Annotated in this window: 15 protein-coding genes; 8 read left to right on the top strand and 7 right to left on the bottom strand. The window is 69.0% G+C overall.

What is annotated here, in order from left to right; genetic code table 11:
• Positions 1 to 4: 4 nt before the first annotated feature.
• Positions 5 to 826, bottom strand: a complete 822-nt coding sequence (locus ABD289_RS17080; protein WP_344133272.1) for a PhzF family phenazine biosynthesis protein — start codon at positions 824 to 826, stop codon at positions 5 to 7.
• A gap of 150 nt (positions 827 to 976) precedes the next feature.
• Here ABD289_RS17080 and ABD289_RS17085 point away from each other — a divergent pair, with 150 nt between their 5' ends.
• Positions 977 to 1,915 carry an NADP-dependent oxidoreductase gene (locus ABD289_RS17085; RefSeq protein ID WP_344133281.1) on the top strand — a complete coding sequence of 313 codons (939 nt, stop codon included), beginning with the start codon at positions 977 to 979 and terminating at the stop codon, positions 1,913 to 1,915.
• Between the two features lie 48 nt (positions 1,916 to 1,963).
• Here ABD289_RS17085 and ABD289_RS17090 read toward each other — a convergent pair whose 3' ends face one another.
• The 3 genes from ABD289_RS17090 to ABD289_RS17100 all read right to left on the bottom strand — a co-directional run bounded on the left by ABD289_RS17090 (position 1,964) and on the right by ABD289_RS17100 (position 4,642).
• Positions 1,964 to 2,716, bottom strand: a complete 753-nt coding sequence (locus tag ABD289_RS17090) for an SDR family NAD(P)-dependent oxidoreductase (RefSeq protein ID WP_344133283.1) — start codon at positions 2,714 to 2,716, stop codon at positions 1,964 to 1,966.
• 83 nt (positions 2,717 to 2,799) lie between these two features.
• The gene (locus ABD289_RS17095; protein ID WP_344133285.1) at positions 2,800 to 3,003 is read right to left on the bottom strand and encodes a hypothetical protein; all 204 of its coding nucleotides are present in this window, start codon (positions 3,001 to 3,003) and stop codon (positions 2,800 to 2,802) included.
• 220 nt (positions 3,004 to 3,223) lie between these two features.
• Entirely contained in the window at positions 3,224 to 4,642 is a 1,419-nt protein-coding gene (locus tag ABD289_RS17100) for a sugar porter family MFS transporter (protein WP_344133287.1), read from the bottom strand.
• Positions 4,643 to 4,775: 133 nt separating this feature from the next.
• Between ABD289_RS17100 and ABD289_RS17105 the strand changes: the two genes are divergently transcribed.
• The 6 genes from ABD289_RS17105 to ABD289_RS17130 all read left to right on the top strand — a co-directional run bounded on the left by ABD289_RS17105 (position 4,776) and on the right by ABD289_RS17130 (position 12,225).
• The gene (locus ABD289_RS17105; protein ID WP_344133288.1) at positions 4,776 to 5,963 is read left to right on the top strand and encodes an ROK family protein; all 1,188 of its coding nucleotides are present in this window, start codon (positions 4,776 to 4,778) and stop codon (positions 5,961 to 5,963) included.
• Between the two features lie 14 nt (positions 5,964 to 5,977).
• Positions 5,978 to 7,000 carry a LacI family DNA-binding transcriptional regulator gene (locus tag ABD289_RS17110; protein WP_344133289.1) on the top strand — a complete coding sequence of 341 codons (1,023 nt, stop codon included), beginning with the start codon at positions 5,978 to 5,980 and terminating at the stop codon, positions 6,998 to 7,000.
• A gap of 145 nt (positions 7,001 to 7,145) precedes the next feature.
• Positions 7,146 to 8,453 carry an extracellular solute-binding protein gene (locus ABD289_RS17115; protein WP_344133290.1) on the top strand — a complete coding sequence of 436 codons (1,308 nt, stop codon included), beginning with the start codon at positions 7,146 to 7,148 and terminating at the stop codon, positions 8,451 to 8,453.
• On the top strand, positions 8,450 to 9,415 hold the full coding sequence (locus ABD289_RS17120; RefSeq protein WP_344133291.1) for a carbohydrate ABC transporter permease: 966 nt from the start codon (positions 8,450 to 8,452) through the stop codon (positions 9,413 to 9,415). The genes ABD289_RS17115 and ABD289_RS17120 overlap by 4 nt, the downstream gene beginning before the upstream one ends.
• Positions 9,408 to 10,247, top strand: coding sequence for a carbohydrate ABC transporter permease (locus ABD289_RS17125; RefSeq protein WP_344133292.1), 840 nt, complete (start codon positions 9,408 to 9,410; stop codon positions 10,245 to 10,247). Before ABD289_RS17120 ends, ABD289_RS17125 begins: the two co-directional genes overlap by 8 nt.
• A gap of 43 nt (positions 10,248 to 10,290) precedes the next feature.
• Positions 10,291 to 12,225, top strand: coding sequence for a cellulase family glycosylhydrolase (locus ABD289_RS17130; protein ID WP_344133295.1), 1,935 nt, complete (start codon positions 10,291 to 10,293; stop codon positions 12,223 to 12,225).
• A 283-nt stretch (positions 12,226 to 12,508) separates the two neighbouring features.
• Here the strand turns inward: ABD289_RS17130 and ABD289_RS17135 are convergent, their stop codons facing one another.
• The 3 genes from ABD289_RS17135 to ABD289_RS17145 are packed head-to-tail and all read right to left on the bottom strand — an operon-like array spanning position 12,509 to position 15,560.
• Positions 12,509 to 13,327 carry a carbohydrate ABC transporter permease gene (locus ABD289_RS17135; RefSeq protein ID WP_344133298.1) on the bottom strand — a complete coding sequence of 273 codons (819 nt, stop codon included), beginning with the start codon at positions 13,325 to 13,327 and terminating at the stop codon, positions 12,509 to 12,511.
• Complete coding sequence (locus tag ABD289_RS17140) at positions 13,327 to 14,262, bottom strand: carbohydrate ABC transporter permease (protein ID WP_344133301.1); 936 nt, start codon at positions 14,260 to 14,262, stop codon at positions 13,327 to 13,329. Before ABD289_RS17140 ends, ABD289_RS17135 begins: the two co-directional genes overlap by 1 nt.
• Positions 14,259 to 15,560 carry an ABC transporter substrate-binding protein gene (locus ABD289_RS17145; protein WP_344133303.1) on the bottom strand — a complete coding sequence of 434 codons (1,302 nt, stop codon included), beginning with the start codon at positions 15,558 to 15,560 and terminating at the stop codon, positions 14,259 to 14,261. The genes ABD289_RS17140 and ABD289_RS17145 overlap by 4 nt, the downstream gene beginning before the upstream one ends.
• Positions 15,561 to 15,852: 292 nt before the next feature.
• Between ABD289_RS17145 and ABD289_RS17150 the strand changes: the two genes are divergently transcribed.
• On the top strand, positions 15,853 to 18,171 hold the full coding sequence (locus ABD289_RS17150; RefSeq protein WP_344133305.1) for a beta-xylosidase/alpha-l-arabinosidase: 2,319 nt from the start codon (positions 15,853 to 15,855) through the stop codon (positions 18,169 to 18,171).
• Positions 18,172 to 18,239 lie beyond the last annotated feature (68 nt).

Consider the following 18,239-nt stretch of genomic DNA (forward strand, 5'->3'; position numbering starts at 1 on the left):
CGCCTCAACCCGTGACCTCTCCCGTGATGCAGGTGACCGTACCGCCGCCGACCCAGACCGTGCCGTCGTCGTCGTTGCTGATGTGCACCCGGCCGTTGCGGCCGAGCGCGGTGCCCTGCCGAGCCGTGTAGGGGGCCTGCGCGCGGCCGCTGCCCAGCAGCCATTGCGCCAGCGAGGCGTTGAAGCTGCCCGTGACCGGGTCCTCGGTGCAGCTGCCTCCGCCCAGTGGCGCGAAGGCGCGGACCTCGTAGTCGGCGGGCCCGCCCGCCGGGTGGGGTCCGGCGACGCCGATCTTGAGGTCCTCCGAGTAGGCCGGCGCGAGCGAGAGGACGGCCTCGGCGTCGGCGAGCAGCACTGCCACCCAGCCCGGCCCGTTGTCGGCCCACTGCGCGTCGACGATCTCGTCGCCGTCGATCCCGAGCGCCCGCGCGAGCCGTTCGCGCAGCTCGGGGTCAATGTCTCCGGAGCGCAGCAGCGGTGGCGCGGCGAAGGCGAGTCCGTTCTCCCGGCGGCGGATGGAGATCAGCCCGGCACCGCATTCCTGCACCACCTCGTCGCGCTCCTGTCCGCGCAACCAGGCGTGGCAGGTACCGAGGGTGGGGTGCCCGGCGAAGGGCAGTTCCTCACCAGGGGTGAAGATCCGGACCCGGTAGTCGGCCCCCGGCCGGGTCGGGGGCAGCACGAAGGTCGTCTCGGAGAGGTTCGTCCAGGCGGCGAAGCGCCGCATCTCCTCGTCGGAGAGTCCTTCGGCGTCCAGGACGACCGCGACCGGGTTGCCCCGGAAGGGCTCGGTGGTGAACACGTCGATCTGCTGGAACTCGCGCATGCCCGCAAGCCTATGCCGCGGCCCCGCGGGGAACGAGATCCGATCCGGACACCGCGGACCTCTCCACTGTGGAGCGGTGTGTGCCGGAGAGCACCGAATCGAAAGGTGTCGAGCTGGAATGCTGCTCGCCCGCCGCTGGTTGTGATCAATATGCGAGTCATTGGCGTCACCGAGTTCGGCGATCCGGAAGTCCTGCGCGTGCACGAGGTGCCGGCGCAGCACGCGGCGGCCGGCGAGGTGCGGCTGCGCGTGGAGGCCGCCACCGTGAACCCGACCGACACGGCACTGCGCGCCGGCTGGTTCAAGGAGCGGCAGGAGGGTTACGAGCCCCCGTACGTTCCGGGCATGGACGCGGCCGGTGTGGTCGACGAGATCGGGCCGGGCACCGAAACCGACCTCGAGGTCGGCGACCGGGTGATGGCCATCGTGGTGCCGCGGGGTGACTACGGCGCCTACTCCGAGCACTTGGTGCTGCCCGCCGCGTCGGTCGTCCGAGTGCCTTCGGGCGTGGACACCGCGACCGCCTCGACGCTGCCGATGAACGGCCTGACCGCGCGTCTCGCGCTCGACGAGCTCGCCCTCGAGCCAGGCTCGACCCTCGCGGTGACCGGCGCAGCCGGTGCACTCGGCGGTTACGTGATCCAGTTGGCGAAGGCCGATGGCCTGCGAGTCATCGCCGACGCGGCCGACCGCGACCGCGAGCTCGTCGAGTCGCTGGGCGCGGACGTCGTCGTGGCCCGCGGTGACGATTTCGCCGTCCGGGTCCGCGAGGTCGAGCCCGGAGGCGTGCACGGCGCGGTGGACGCGGCGCTGCTCAACGACAAGGTCGAGCCCGCGGTCCGCGACGGCGGCGGCATCGCCACCGTCCGAGGCTTCTCCACCGACGCGGAGCGCGGTCTGCGCTACTTCCCCGTGCTGGTGGTCAACTACGCGGAGGAGAAGGCCAAGCTGGATCGGCTCCGCGAGCAGGTCGAGGACGACACGCTCACGTTGCGGGTGGCCGACACCTATCCAGCCGAGCGTGCTTCCGAGGCGCACCGGCGGCTCGAGGCCGGCGGCGTCCGAGGCCGCCTGGTGCTCACCTTCTGACACCCTTTCGCGCGTGCGGGACACCGAGCTGGGTGTCCCGCACCACCGCTACTTGCGCAGCCGCAACGCCTGCATCCCGCCGTCGACCGCGAGCGAGGTGCCGGTGGTGGCCCCGGATTCCGGACCGGCCAGGTAGGCGATCGCTCCCGCGACCTCTGCTGCGGTGACGAGACGGCCCGACGGCTGCCGGGCGTTGAGCGCCTCGAGTTCCCGATCGGGATCCTCGGCCGTCGCCAGCAGGCGCCGGATCCACGGGGTGTCCGCAGTACCGGGGTTGACGCAGTTGACGCGGATCCCCTCCGCGAGGTGGTCTGCGGCCATGGCCTGGGTCAGCGACAGCACCGCACCCTTGCTCGCGCTGTAGAGCGCGCGATCCGGGAGCCCGGCGGTGGCCGCGATCGAGCAGGTGTTGACGATCGCCGCAGCGGCCGAACGGCGCAGCAGCGGCAGCGCGGCCCTGGTCACGCGAACGATGCCGATGACGTTGACGTCGAAGACCCCGTGCCACTCGTCGTAGGAGTTGGTCTCCACCGTTCCCTGAGCGCCGATGCCCGCGTTGTTGATCACGATGTCCACGCCGTCATGGCGGTTGCCCGCCTGCCGCACGGCTTCCCGCACCGAGTCCTCGTCGGTGACATCGCACCGCAGGCCGAGGAGCTCCGCCGGAACGCCGCTCGGATCGAGGTCGAGACAGGCGACCCGGGCCCCGCGTTCGGCCAGCGTCGTCGCCGCCGCGAGACCGATCCCCGATCCACCACCGGTCACGACAGCGGAAAGACCCTCGTATTCCGTTGTGCTCACGCGTCCGCCCTTCATCGCCGGAACTGCCCAGGCCGTGCTAGCAGCCCGAACGCACGCGTGCCAAGGCTCGCCGCCCGCGCGGCCTACTCGCCGGGTTCGCGGCGCTGCCGCGGGATCTCCGAGCCGGGACCGCTCAGCACCTCGCCGTCGATCACGGTCGGGGTGATCGTCTCGAACCACGGGAACCCGGTCGCAGGAGCGGCTTCGGCTCGCGGACGGTTGCGAAGCCCGCGGGCGGACGGCAACGCCGACGGGGCGCGTCTGCTCGGCGACGTCGGATCGAACACGCTCGCTCCGTGGGTTTGCGGTACTGGGGCGCGATTCGGTTGAAGCGATGTTGATCTTAAGCGCGCGCGGGTTGCGAGCTTTGGGCGGGTTGCGGTTTCAGCCCGAACGCCGCGCCGACGGGACACGCGGCCCGTCGCGCCCGGTGGGGGCACGAAAAACCGGGGGCGACGCGGATTTCCGCGTCGCCCCCGGCTCGAGAGAGCCGAGGAGAGCGAAGGATCAGCTCATTTCCTCGAGCGTGCGCCCCTTCGTCTCCGGGATCCACTTCCACACGAAGTAGATCGACAAGGCGGCGAACGCGGTGTAGCCGATGTAGGCACCGGTCAGGCTCAGCTCCGACAGGCTCGGGAAGCTGACGGTCACCAGCCAGTTGGTCAGCCACTGGGCGGCGGCGGCCACCGCCAGCGCGGCGGCGCGAATGCGGTTCGGGAACATCTCGCCGAGCAACACCCACACGACCGGACCCCACGAGATCGCGAAGAAGAACACGAAGGCGTGCGCGGAGACCAGCGCGATCATGCCGTACGGGTCGGGCATGGCGGGCTCGCCGTTGACCACGCCCGCGTGGCTGAAGGCGAAGGCCGCGGCTCCCAGCGTCAGGGTCATGCCTACCGAGCCGGTCAGCAGCAGCGGACGACGGCCGGCGCGGTCCAGCAGCGCCAGAGCGACCAGGGTGCCCGCGATGTTGAAGACCTGAGTGGACAGGCTCAGCAGCAGCGAGCTGTCCTCGTTGATGCCGACGGACTGCCACAGCGCCGACGAGTAGTAGAAGATCACGTTGATGCCGACCAGCTGCTGCAGCATCGACAGCACGATCCCGATCCACACCAGCGGCAGCAGCACCGTCGCCTTGTTCCGCAGGTCGGCCAACCGCGGCTTGCGCTCGCGGTCGAGCGAGTCCTGGATCTCCGACAGGCGCAGCTCCGCGTCATCGGGCTCGATCGAGCGCAGGATGGCGTGCGCGTCCTCGCTCTTGCCGTTGGCAACCAGGTGTCGCGGCGACTCCGGGATCGTGAAGGTGAGGACCCCGAAGATGATGGCGGGAACGGCCTCAGCCAGCAGCATCCACTGCCAGGCGTCCAGCGGCCCCAGCGCCGACCCGGCGCCACCGGCGGCACGCGCGATCGCCCAGTTGGCGACCTGGGACAGCGCGATGCCCAGCACGATCGCGAGCTGCTGCAAGGTGCCGAGGCGACCGCGCCGCTCGGCGGGCGCGATCTCGGCGATGTAGGCCGGGGCGATCACCGATGCCATGCCGACGGCCACACCGCCGACCAGGCGCCACCAGCTCATGTCCCATGCGGTGAACGGCACGGCCGAGCCGATCGCGCTCACTAAGAACAGGATCGCCGCCAGGCGCATCGCGAAAAGTCGGCCGAACCTGTCGGCCAGCGTGCCCGCCCACCAGGCACCGGCGGCCGATCCCAGCAGTGCGATCGCCACGGTCACACCAGTGGCGACTGCATCGATCTGGAAGTGCTCCTGAATCGCGGTCACGGCGCCGTTGATCACGGCCGTGTCGTAACCGAAGAGGAAGCCGCCCAATGCCGCGACGGACGCGAAGTGAAGTGCCTTCAGACGCCCCGGACCAGCTCTTTTGCCGCTGCCGTGGATAGCAGCATTGGCACTTTCTGACATGCCTTGCTCCGTTGCAGTGCGTTGACTCTTGCGCCGCTCGCCGCGGCGCGGTTAGTAAAGGGGACATACGAACTGACCGTCAAGGGAGACGGCGATAAAAATGGACACAAACCTGCAACGGCATACTTCACGTGTGTCCCCGACAGGCCCGCAGATGGTGCGCCAGCTCAACCGCCGGCTCGTGCTGGATCTGTTCCGCGACGGCGAGGAGCGCTCGCGCGCTGACATCGCCAGGCAAACCGGCCTGACCAAGCCGTCGGCTTCGGCCATCACCGACGAACTGCTCGCCGAGGAGCTGCTCGTCCCGACCGGGGTCGGTTCGGTCGGTGCCACCGGCGGTCGCCGCCCGAACCTGCTGCGCTACAACTCGCGCTGTCGCGCCTACGTCGGTGTCTACTTCGGGGTGCAGCGCACGGTGGTGTCCATCGCCGACGCGCTCGGCCGCCCGCTCGCGCGAGCGGCCGCGGCCAGCTCGGTGGGTGATCCCGAGCGCGGCGTGCGCGCAGTGCGGGCCCTGGTCACGCGAGCGAGCGCGCGGGCCGAGATCTCCCTGGAGCGGCTGGCTTCGGTCGGTGTCGCGGTCGCCGGGCTGGTGGACCACCGGTCCGGGACCTGCCTGCTGGCGCCGAACCTGGGATGGCGCGACGTCGCGCTCCGGGAACGGGTCGAGGAGCTGCTCGGCGCCCCGACCACGGTGTACAACGAGGCGCACGCGGGCGCCCTGGCCGAGCGGCACTCCGGGGTCGCCACCGAGGTGGATTCATTCGTACGGCTCACCATCGGAACCGGCGTCGGCTCCGGAGTCGTGGTCGATTCCCAGCTCTTCGCCGGTAGCACCGGAATCGCGGGCGAGGTCGGCCACTGCCGCGTCGAGGACGACGGGCTCGACTGCGCCTGCGGCAACACCGGCTGCCTGGAGACCGTGGCGAGCGCACCGGCGATCACCAGAGCGGTCGACGAAGCTCTCGAGCGCGGGGAAATCAGCTCATTGCGTCCGGGCAGTCACGTCCGGCTGATCGTCGATTCCGCCCGGCAGGGCGACGATCCGGCGCGCGCCGCCCTCACCCGGGCCGGTCACGGCTTGGCACGGGGAATTTCCTACTTGCTCAACGTGCTCAACCCGGAGCTCATCGTCATCGGCGGGGCGGTGCAGGACGCGGGCGGTTTGCTGCTGGATCCGATCCAGGAGGAACTTCCGCGCTCGTCCTTGCCGCAGAATCGCGGGTGCGAAATCGTGATGAGCTCGCTACCGGACGCCGAGCTGGACGGTGCCGTGCTGCTGGCGCGGCGGCTCGACGAAGCGGCCACCCAGGCCGGATGAGGGGACCTGCCCAGATGAAGCGACCGACGATCAACGACATCGCCGCCGAGGTCGGCGTGTCCAAGGCCGCCGTCTCGTACGCGCTCAACGGGCGCGGCGGGGTCTCGCAGGAGACCCGCGAGCGCATCCTGGAAATCGCCGCCGAGATGGGTTGGCGGGCCAGCAGCGCCGCCCGCGCGCTCTCCCGGGACCGCGCGGCCACCGTCGGCGTGGTCATCGCCCGCTCCCCCGAGGTGCTGCGCACCGAGCCGTTCTTCATGCAGGTCGTCGCCGGGCTGGAGCAAACCCTGTCCGCGCACGGGATCTCGCTGCAGCTCGCGCTGGCGAGCGACCCGGAGACCGAGCTGGAGACCTACCGGCTGTGGTGGGCCGAGCGGCGCGTCGACGGCGTGCTGCTGACCGACCTGCGGGTCGACGACCCGCGCCCCACGCTGCTGCGCGAGTTGCGCATTCCCGCGGTGTTCTTCGGCACCGAACGACCCGTCGCCGGGGTACCGGTCCTGTGGGTCGACGAGCACGACATCGCCGACACGGCGCTGGCGCACCTGGTCGAACTCGGTCACCGCCGGATCGGTCACGTGCAGGGCCCACCGCAGCTGCGGCACACCCACCGCCGCGACCGGGAACTGCGCCGGGCCGCGGGCTCGGCACCGGGCGTGTCCCTGGTGCACGCCTCCGGCGACTACAGCGAAGAGGACGGCGTGGCCGCCACCGGGCGGCTGCTCGCGCTCGACGATCCGCCGACCGCGATCATCTACGACAACGACGTGATGGCCGTGGCCTCGGTTTCGCGCGCGGACGAGCTCGGAGTGCGGGTGCCGCAGGACCTCTCGGTGATCGCCTGGGACGATTCCATGCTGTGCCGGGTGGTTCGTCCAGCCCTGACCGCGTTCTCGCACGACATCGTCTCCGCCTCGTCGACGGCCGCGCTGATGCTGCTGGAGCTCATCGAGACCGGGGTGGCCGACGACGCGGAGTTCCTGCCGCGCCAGCTCGTCTCCCGGGACAGCACCGCACCCGCGCCGAGTCGTCGCTGACTGCGCCACCCGGAGCAACCGCACTGCGACCTTCCGTAACGAATCGATTACGCACCCTGCGGCAGCTCTTCTGGTGAACCGGTTAAGTCCTTAGCTTGAGCCGCGAGTCCAACGACGGGCTCGGGAGAGGCCGAGGAGTCGTTTCGTGTTCAAACGCTCACTCGCGGCGATGACGGCGATCGCCGCTCTGCTCACCGGAATGCTCACGGGCTGCGGGACATCGGCCGAGGACCGCAACACCATCACCTACTGGGCCAGCAATCAGGGCAAGAGCCCCGCGCAGGACATGGAGATCCTGCGGCCGCAGCTGGAGCAGTTCACCCGCGAGACGGGCATCGAGGTGAACGTGGAGGTCATCGGCTGGTCCGATCTGCTCAACCGGATCCTCGGCGCGGCCACCTCCGGCGTGGGACCGGACGTGGTGAACCTGGGCAACACCTGGGCGGCCTCGCTGCAGGCGACGGGCGCGTTCGTGCCCTTCGACGACCGGCTCATGCAACGCTTCGGGGGCCGGGAGCGGTTCTTGGAGTCGAGCATGAGCTCGACCGGGATGGCGGGCGAGGTCCCCACTTCGCTACCGCTGTACGGCCTGAGCTACGGAGTCTTCTACAACAAGGAGCTCTTCGCCGAAGCGGGGGTGCGTCCCCCGCAGACCTGGCAGGAGTTCGTCCGGGTCGCCAAGCGGCTGACCAAGCCGGACGAGAACCAGTGGGGCGTAACCCTCGCGGGCGCCAGCTACACCGAGAACTCGCACTTCGCCTTCATGTTCTCCCGCTGGGAGGGCACCCACCTGGTCGGCCGGAACGGACCCGACTTCGACTCCCCGGAGGCGGTCACCGCCGTCAAGCGCTACCTGGACCTGATGGCCGAACACCAGGTCGCCAGCCCCGGTGACGCCGAGCAGGGCGAGACCTCCGAAGCCGCGGCGAAGTTCACCGATGGCGACGCCGCGATGCTGATCGGGCAGAACAGCGTCATCCCCACGCTGCGGGAGAACGGCATGCCGGACGAGGAGTGGGGCGTCTTCCGGCTGCCCGCGCCCAGCCCGCTGCCCGCCAACGCCCGGCCGGTGGCCACCCACGTGGCCGGCTCGAACATCGCGGTCTTCAAGGACAGCCCGCAGCAGGAGGAGGCGCTGCAGCTGGTCCGGTTCTTGACCGGCAAGAAGGCGCAAGCGGCGTTGAACAAGCAGTACGGCACGCTCCCGGTGGTCAAGGACGCCTACGACGACCCCGCCTTCCACACGCCGAAGAACGAGGTGTTCGCCGAGGTTCTGACCCACTACTCGGAACCGGCTCCGATGATTCCCACCGAGGCGCACTTCGAAACCACGGTGGGCTCGGCGATGCGCGATCTGTTCGCGCGAATCGCCACCGGGCGCGAAGTCACCGAATCCGACGTCCGCGAGGCGCTGACCGACGCCGAACAGAAGATGAAGGGAACCGGCGGATGACCACCACCGCTGCCCCACCGGCGCCCGGCGCGCCGCGAACCGCCCCGCGACGCCGCAAGTGGACGCCCAGCCGCAGCAAGCTGCCCTACCTCCTGGTGCTGCCGGCCCTGATCTTCGAACTGCTGGTGCACCTGATCCCGATGCTCGGCGGGCTCTACATGAGCGTGCTGCGCCTGACGCAGTTCTTCCTCCGGGACTGGCTCAACGCCCCGTTCGCGGGCCTGGACAACTTCGCCTTCGCGCTCGACCTAGACAGCGCGGTCGGCTCGGCACTGCTGAAGTCCTTCGCGGTCACCGCGGCGTTCACCGTGGTGACCGTGGGCGCCTCCTGGGCGCTGGGCGTGTTCGCCGCGGTGCTGCTGAACAAGAGCTTCCGCGGTCGCGCGGTGCTGCGAGCGCTGTTCCTGGTGCCCTACGCGCTGCCGATCTACACCACGGCGATGGTCTGGAAGTTCATGCTCGACCAGGGCGACGGCCTGGTGAACACCACGCTCGGCGCGATGGGCGTCACCGACGGCGAGACGTTCTGGCTGCTGGGCAACAACGCGTTCCTGTCGATCGTGATCACCCAGGTCTGGCGGCTGTGGCCGTTCGCGTTCCTGGTGCTGATGGCCGGCCTGCAGTCCATCCCGGCCGATGTGTACGAATCGGCCACCGTGGACGGTGCGGGCATCTGGCAGCAGTTCAAGTCGATCACGCTGCCGATGCTGCGGCCGGTCAACCAGGTGCTGGTGCTGGTGCTCTTTCTCTGGACCTTCAACGACTTCAACGTCCCGTACCTGCTGTTCGACCAGTCGGTCCCGAACTCGGCCAACCTGCTGTCGATTCACATCTACAACAACTCGTTCATCACCTGGAACTTCGGGCTCGGATCGGCGATGTCGACCCTGCTGCTGGTGTTCCTGCTGCTGGTCACGGCCGGATATCTGGCCTTCACGTCGCGGAGGATGAAGGATGCATGAGCCGACGTGGTTCCGCGTCCTGCGGGTCGTGGGCCTGGTGTTGCTGACCCTGTTCGTGGTGGTGCCGCTGTACGTGATGGCCACCTCGGCGATGAAGCCGCTCGGCGAGGTGACCGACACCTTCGAGTGGGTTCCCGGGAACCTCACCCTCCAGCCGTTCCTGGACATGTGGTCGACGATCGACCTGGCGGCCTACTTCCTCAACAGCGCCATCGTGTCCGTGGGCGCCGCTGTGGTGTCCGTGCTGCTGGCGATCCTGGCGGCCTACGCGATCAGCCGGTACGAGTTCCGCGGCCGCAACGCCTTTCGGATCACCGTGCTGTCCACCCAGATGTTCCCCGGCATCCTGTTCCTGCTCCCGCTGTACCTGCTCTACGCCACCCTCGGGCAGGCGACCGGGATCGTGCTCTACGGGAGCAAGCTGGGCCTGATCATCACCTACCTGACGTTCTCGCTGCCGTTCGCGATCTGGATGCTGGTCGGCTACTTCGACACCATCCCGCGCGATCTCGACGAGGCGGCGCTGATCGACGGGGCGCACCCGCTCACCGCCCTGTGGAAGGTGGTGCTGCCCGCAGCTCGGCCTGGCATCGCCGCCGTGTTCATCTACGCGTTCATGACCGCCTGGGGCGAGACGCTGTTCGCCTCGATCATGACGGATTCGGATTCGCGCACGCTGGCGGTCGGGTTGCGCGAGTACTCCACCCAGACCTCGGTCGCCTGGAACGAGGTGATGGCCGCCTCGCTGACCGTCAGCATCCCGGTCGTCATCGGGTTCCTGCTGCTGCAGCGCTACCTCGCCCAGGGCCTGACGGCAGGCGCCGTGAAGTAGCGCGAGATGTCCAGCACGAGGTCAACGCTCTGAAAGGGTTCTCATGCGACGCAATTCCGCCAAGGTGACGGTGGCCGGCGAGCCGCAGGTCTGGCTCGGTGCCAACTTCTGGTCCCGCACCGGCGGTCCGCTGATGTGGCGCGACTACTCCCCCGAGGTGGTGCGCGAGGAACTGCGCGTGCTCCACGACCACGGACTGCGGCAGACCCGGTCGTTCTTCTACTGGCCGGATTTCATGCCCGCCCCGGACACCGTCGACGAGACCAAGGTCGAGCACTTCCGCGACTTCCTGGACGCGCACACCGAGATCGGCATGAGCTCGATCCCGACGTTCATCGTCGGGCACATGTCCGGGGACAACTGGGACCCGGCGTGGCGCAACGGCCGCGATCTCTACGCCGACGTCTGGCTGGTGTCCCAGCAGGCGTGGTTCGTGCGGCGAATGACGGAGCACTTCGCCGACCACCCGGCCGTTGCAGGCTGGCTGATGAGCAACGAGATGCCCATCTACGGCAGGCTGCGGCACGAACCCGAGGCACCGGTCGAGCACGTCAACGCCTGGGCGCGCCTGATGGTGCAGGCGGTGCGCGCGGGCGGTGGTAGCCAACCGGTGTCGCTGGGCGACGGCGCCTGGGGCATCGAGGTCACCGGGGTGGACAACGGGTTCTCGGTGCGCGACACCGGCGCGATGGTCGACTTCGTCGGCCCGCACGTCTACCGCATCGACAACGACCTGATCCGCCAGCACCTCAAATCGGCCTTCATCTGCGAACTCTCGGCGGTGGCGGGCAAACCGGTGGTGCTCGAGGAGTTCGGCCTCTCCAGCGACCAGGTCTCGCCGGACAACGCCGGGCACTACTACCGGCAGCAGCTGCACAACTCGCTGCTGGCCGGGTCCACCGGCTGGATCGCCTGGAACAACACCGATTACGACCAGCAGATCGCGCAGGGTCCGTACTCGCACCACCCGTTCGAGATGCACTTCGGCATCACCGACCACACCGGCAGGCCGAAGCCGCCGCTGCACGAACTGGCCGCGTTCAGCGAGGTCCTGCGGCAGGTGGACTTCGCCAACTGCCGCAGGACCGACGCCCGGGCGGCGCTGGTGGTCACCGAGTACCTGGAGCGCGGCTATCCGCTCACCCAGGACGACGATCGGCCGCTGATCTTCAACACGCTGCAGCAGGGCTACGTGGCTGCTCGCGAGGCGGACCTGCCGGTCGGTTTCACGCGCGAGCGCGACGGGATCGACGAGGACGTCGATCTCTACCTGCTGCCCTGCGTCAAGCAGATCCAGGGTCCGACCTGGCAGGAGCTGCGCGGCCGGGTCGAGCGGGGTGCCGTGCTGTACCTGTCCTACACCGCGGGCGAGGTCGGCCATCACCGGCAACCGTGGATCCCGTACTTCGACGAGACCTTCGGCGTGCGCAAGCAGATCACCTACGGCGTGGTCGACGAGGTCACCGGTTCGGAGGTGGAGTTCACCTTCAGCGGGGACTTCGGCGCGATCGCGGCCGGCGAGGTGCTGCGGTTCAGGGTCGCGGGCAACGAGCACAGCCGCGCGTTCCTGCCGGTGGTGCCCGACGGCGCGACCGTGGTGGCCACCGACGCGCAGGGCAACCCGGCGCTGCTGCGCCACGCCGCCGGCGACGGCGAGGCAGTTCTGTGCACCTACCCGATCGAGCTCTTCGCGGCCAACACCAGCAGGGTCAACCCGGACGACAGCCACCGCATCTACGCGGCGCTGGCCGAGATCTCCGGCGTGCCGAGGGAGATCACCGTCGACGACCCGAAGGTCTTCGCCGACACCCTGGTGCACGCCGACGGCCGCCGCTTCGCCTGGCTGGTCAGCCAGCACGACCGAGAGGTCGAGGTCACCCCCACCACCCGAGCCCGACTCGCCACCCTCGAGAACGAACCCGCCGAGGCGGTAACCCTCCACCCCTACGGAGTTCAGATCCTCCAGCTGAAGCACTAACCGCACCGCAAACCCCGGTGCTGGGCAGCGTTGACAGTTTTGCCTATAACTGTACGGACATTTCGGGCACGGGAGTCTCACAGTTATAGGCAAAACTGTCGGGCGCAGCGCCCGCACCGCGCTCGGCGGGCACTCATCCGATTCGGACGAGTGCCCGCCGAGCGGACAGCGGTGGCGGCCCGCTCAGTGCGCCGTGCCGCTGATGTTCTTGCGAGGCCCTCGGAAAAGCCCGTCTTCTTCGGGAAGTCGGGGTTCCGAACGGCCGCCGGTCAACGAAGTTCGTTCATTTGCCCGCACCGGCCGTGAGCCCGGCGACCAGGAGCCTGCGGCCGAGGATGTAGAGCACCAGGACCGGCAACGCCGAGAGCACGACCGCGGCCATGATCGCCGGAACGTTGGTGGTGTACTGGCCCTGGAAGTTCCACAGCATCAGCGGCAGCATCGAGGCCTCTTCCCGCTGGGTCAGGATCAGCGGGAACAGCAGTCCGTTCCAGACCTGCAGCGCCTGGTAGATGCCCACCGCCAGCAGCGCGGGCTTGGACAGCGGCAGCACCAGGTGCAGCAGCACCCGGAACTGCCCCGCACCGTCCAGGCACATCGACTCGTAGAGCTCCTCCGGGATATCGCGCAGGAAGTTGCTCAGGATCAGCACCGACAACGGCATCGCGAACGCGATCGAGGGCAGCACGATGGCCAGCAGGCTGTCGTAGAGGCCCATCTGCACCAGGATCACGTACACGGGAATGATCGTGGCCTGCAGCGGAATCGCCAAGCCCGCCAAGAACATCTGGAACAGCACCCGGTTGCGGCGGCGCCTGCCGCGCACCACCACGTAGGCGGCCATCAGCGCCACCAGCAGCACCACGACCACGGTCAGACCGGTCGCCAGCACGCTGTTGAACAGATACATCAGGAACCCGTTGCCGAAGACGTCGGCGTAGTTGCCCAGCGTCGGCGACGAGGGCAGCGACAGCGGGTTCGCCCCGGTCACGTCGTCGGCCGTGCGCAGGCTCGTGACCACCACGTAGTACAGCGGGATGGCCACGATCAGGGTCCAGAAGATCGCACCGAGATTGGGCAGCACGCCCCGGAAATTCCGCATCACGCGCCCTCCTGCTCACTGCGCATCCGGGCGAAGCCCGAGTACTTGGTCAAGCCCACCGACAGCGCCGTACCGACCGCGACCAGGATCAGCGCGACCGCGCTGGCGTAGCCCAGCTCGTACTGCTCGAAACCGATCACGTACATGTTCACCGGCAGGATCCGGGTGGCATCGCCAGGACCGCCTTCGGCGAGCACGTAGAACAGGTCGAAGTAGGTCAGCGACCCGACCAGCATCAGCGTGCTCGAGGTGATGATGGTGTTGCGCAGCTGCGGCAGGGTGATGGTGAAGAACTTCTGCACCGGGCTCGCCCCGTCGATCTCAGCGGCCTCGTAGAGCTGCTTGGGGATCTGCCGCACGCCGGCTTGGTAGAGCAGCGTGTGGAACGGGATGAACTGCCAGCTCACCACGAAGATGAGCACGTACAGCGCGCGGTCGGTGTCGCCGAGCAGGTTGATCCCCGGCAGGCCGAGCGCGGCCAGCACGCCGAAGTCCGGGTCGAGCAGGTTGCGCCACACGATGCCGATACCCGTCGAGGACAGCACCAGCGGCAGGAAGAACAGCGAGGCCAGCACGGCTCGGCTGCGCTGCTGCCCGGCGACGTAGACGCCGAGCAGCATGCTGATCGGGGTCTGCATGACCCAGCACAGCACCATCACCAGCAGCGACACCCAGATCGAGTGCCACATGCCGGGGTCGGTGACCAGCTCGCTCCAGTTGCCGCCGTAGTTGAACGCCGGCGCCGACAGACCGTTCCAGTCGGTCATCGACAGCACCAGCACGACGACGATCGGCACGATCACGAATGCTCCGAAGAACACCAGCGCGGGTGCGGCGAACCAGGTCGACGGTTCGGTCCAGTGCCGCCGCGGGGCGCGGCGGGGTTTCCCGGCGGGGGTTTGCGCCGCAGGGCGAATCGCCTCGGTCGCGGTCATCGCGAAACCTCCTCCATCGCCTGGGAGAACTCGACCGGAGTGATCTGCTTGAGGAAGAGCTTCTGCAGGTTGACCAGGACCTCCTGTGCCGGGCGGGGTGCCAGCGCCTGGTCCCAGGACTGCTGGAAGTGCGGTGCCCGCTCGGTCAGCTCGTAGACGTCGGTGAGGAACTCGCGGTCCTCGGACTGCTGCAACTCGTCCTCGATGCCGCGAACCGGCGGGACGTCGCCGCGTTCGAGCCTTCCCCGCACGAACCGATCGCTGGAGAGCTCCTCGCGCAGGAAGTCGATGGCCTCCTGCTGCTGCGGTCCCGCGGTGGCCGACATGAAGGTGGTCGGGTTGCCGACCAGGTTGCGCGGATCGCCCTTGCCGCCTTCGACCGCCGGGAACGCCGACCAGCCGAGGTTTCCTTCGCGCACCCACTGCTCGTCGTCACCGAGCAGCTCGGAGTAGGCCGAGCCGAGGTGGAGCATCATGGCCGCCTTGCCGCTGTTCAACAGCGCGCGCTGGGTGCCGAGCTCGGCGCTGGTGGAGGAGAACGAGTTGCCGAAGGCACCCATGTCCACCAGGTCCTGCAGCATCCGGTTCGCCTTGATGATGTCCGGGTTCATCCACGCACCCGGCTTTCCGTCGAGCACGTCCTGGAAGGCCTGCGCGCCCGCGACGCGGTCCACGATGGCCTCTTCCCACATCAGGTAGGTCCAGGAATCGGCCCCGCCCAGCGAAATCGGCAGCACGCCGGCTTCCTTGAACTTCGGGATCAGGTCGATCAGCTCGCCCCAGGTCTTGGGCGGCCGGACGCCGACCTGCTCGAAGACCTCCTTGTTGTGGAACATCAGGACGGGCTGGATGCCCCCGACGGGCACCCCGTAGGTGCCGCCCTGCAATTCCACCGGGCTCATGACGCTGGGCAGGAACTTCTCGCGCCACTCGGGATGCTTCTTCATCTCCGGGCCCAGGTCGACGGCCTTGCCCGCGTCGATGAACGCCTCCAGCGCTCCCCCGCCCCAACCGAAGAAGGTGTCCGGCGGGTTGCCCGAGCCCATCGAGACCCAGAGCTTGTTCTTGTAGGGGTCGTTCTGGAAGAACTGAGTTCTCATCTGCCTGCCGGTGCGCTCCTCGAACGCCTCGGCCTCGGCGGGCATCAGCTCTTCTTCACCGCCACCGCTGATCGCCCAGGTCGTCAGCGACCCGGCGCTGCCTTCGCTCGGCGGTAACAGCGCGGCACACCCGCTGGCCACCAGCGACACCGAAAGCGTCGCTCCGATCGCGCACAGGCGGCGCAGCCTTCCACGCATCGTCACTCCCACGTCTTCGCACCATTGCGGACTCTCCGGAGCCCCAACGGCCGGGATCACCGGCCTTTGGACGGCGAGACCGTACCCCAGCCGGAGAGAAACGGACAAGACGCGTTTCAAAAACTTTCGTCGTCCGGAGGCCGCACACATTTCCGCCGCTCAGCCAAGACTTTTCCGGTTTCGTGTGGAAACCTGATGGTCCGCACAGCCGCGCACCCCGGTCTTGTTGCTGAAATTTTCTGAAACTAAGCTTCGGGTGGAGAACAACCCATCACGACGGGAGTCACCGCACATGCCGCAGTCGCGCCCGACCGAGCAGAACCCGCCCTACCGCGACCGGTCGCTGCCGGCCGACCAGCGGGTCGCCGATCTCGTCTCGCGCATGACACTGGAGGAAAAGCTCAACCAGCTGGTCGGGATGTGGATCTACGTCTCCGGCGCGGAGGAGCGCGTCGCCCCGCACCAGGAGGACTTCGCCGAGGACACCCCGCCGTGGGAGGAGATGATCTCCAACGGACTGGGCCAGCTCACCCGGGTGTTCGGCAGCGCGCCGATCGAGCCGAAGAAGGGCGCGGCGGCGCTGACCCGGTTGCAGCGCCAGATCACCGATGCCAACCGCTTCGGCATCCCCGCCGTGGCCCACGAGGAATGCCTCGCCGGGTTCACCGCCTGGGGCGCCACCGCCTATCCGGTCCCGCTGGCCTGGGGCGCCTCGTTCGACCCGGCACTCGCCGGCGAGATCGCCACCGCCATCGGCGGCGACATGCGCGCGGTGGGCGTGCACCAGGGGCTCGCACCGGTGCTGGACGTGGTGCGCGACCTGCGCTGGGGACGGGTCGAGGAGACCATCGGCGAGGATCCCTACTTGATCGGCGAGGTCGCCTCGGCCTACGTCGACGGTCTCGAGTCCAGCGGGATCGTGGCCACCCTCAAGCACTTCGCCGGTTATTCGGCCTCCCGCGCGGGTCGCAACCTGGCACCGGTGAGCATGGGCCCGCGCGAATTCGCCGACCTGATCCTGCCGCCGTTCGAGATGGCGCTGCGGCACGGAGGCGCCCGCTCGGTGATGCACTCCTACACCGACATCGACGGGATGCCCTCGGCCGCCGACGAGGCGCTGCTGACCGACCTGCTGCGCGACGAGCTGGGTTTCGACGGCACCGTGGTCGCCGACTACTTCGGCGTGTCGTTCCTGCACAAGCTGCACAACGTGGCCGCGGACCCGGGCGAGGCGGGCGCGAAGGCGCTGCGCGCGGGCGTGGACGTGGAGCTGCCCAACGCGCGCTGCTACCTCGATCCGCTGATCGAGCGGATCCGCGACGGTCGCGTCGAGGAGTCCTACGTCGACCGCGCGCTGGGCAGGGTGCTCGCGCAGAAGTGCGAGCTGGGGCTGCTCGACGCCGAGTGGGACCCGGAGGTCAACGACGCTCCGGAGAGCCTGGACTCCGAGCACAACCGCGAGCTGGCGAGCAGGCTCGCCGCCGAGTCCCTGGTGCTGGTGCACAACGACGGCACGCTGCCGGTGCGCGAGCCCGGCAAGATCGCCCTGGTCGGGCCGCTCGCCGACGACCCGTTCGCGTTGCTGGGCTGCTACTCCTTCCCGGCGCACATCGGTGTTTCCTACCCGGACTGGCCCAACGGCATCGACCTGCCGACCTTCCGCGACGAACTGACCCGGGTCGCCGATGAGCTGACCTGCCTCAAGGGCTGCGACCTGCCGGACGGCCCGGCGGACCTGACCGGCGCTCGCGCGGCCGCCGAGGACTCGGACCTGGTGGTGGCCGTGGTCGGTGACCGCGCGGGCCTGTTCGGACGCGGCACCTCCGGCGAGGGCTGCGACGCCACCGATCTCGAACTGCCCGGCGAGCAGCGCGCCCTGGTCGAGGAACTGCTCGGCACCGGCAAGCCGGTGGTGCTGGTGGTCTGCAGCGGCAGGCCGTACGCGCTGGGCGGGATCGCCGAGCGCTGCGCCGCCGTGGTGCAGGCGTTCTTCCCGGGCGAAGCGGGCGCGGCGGCGTTGACCGGCGTGCTCACCGGCGAGGTCAATCCGTCCGGCAGGCTGCCCGTGTCGATCCCGGCGCTGGCGGGCGGCAACCCGGGCACCTATCTCACCGCTCCGCTCGGTGCCCGCAGCGAGGTCAGCTCGCTGGACCCGACCGCGCTGTTCCCGTTCGGGCACGGCCTGTCCTACACCACGTTCACCTACTCCGACCTGAGCGTCGGCGCCGAGCAGGTCGCCACCGATGGCGAGGTGGAGATCTCGGCGACGGTGACCAACACCGGTGACCGGGACGGAGCGGAGGTGGTGCAGCTCTACCTCGCCGACCCGGTGGCAGAAGTGGCCCGCCCGGTCCGGATGCTGGCCGGTTTCAGCCGGATTCCGGTTCCAGCGGGCGAATCGCGCCGGGTCACCTTCGCGCTGCACGCCGACCGCACCGCCTACACCGGTGCGCGCAGGCAGCGGATCGTCGACGCGGGCCGCATCGAGGTGCACGTCGGCGGCGACAGCGCGCGGGCCGAGCTCTCCGGTGCCTTCGAGCTGGTCGGCCCGACCCGCGCGGTCGGCGCGGATCGGGTGCTGACCACGCCGGTGACCGTCGCGGAGGCGTAGCCGGGATTCAGGTGTGGGCGGCGACCCTGAAACTTTCAGGTACGGTGACGTGGGTTGACCAACGGGGA

It is taken from the genome of Saccharopolyspora halophila, assembly GCF_039531955.1.
Taxonomy (GTDB): domain Bacteria; phylum Actinomycetota; class Actinomycetes; order Mycobacteriales; family Pseudonocardiaceae; genus Saccharopolyspora; species Saccharopolyspora halophila.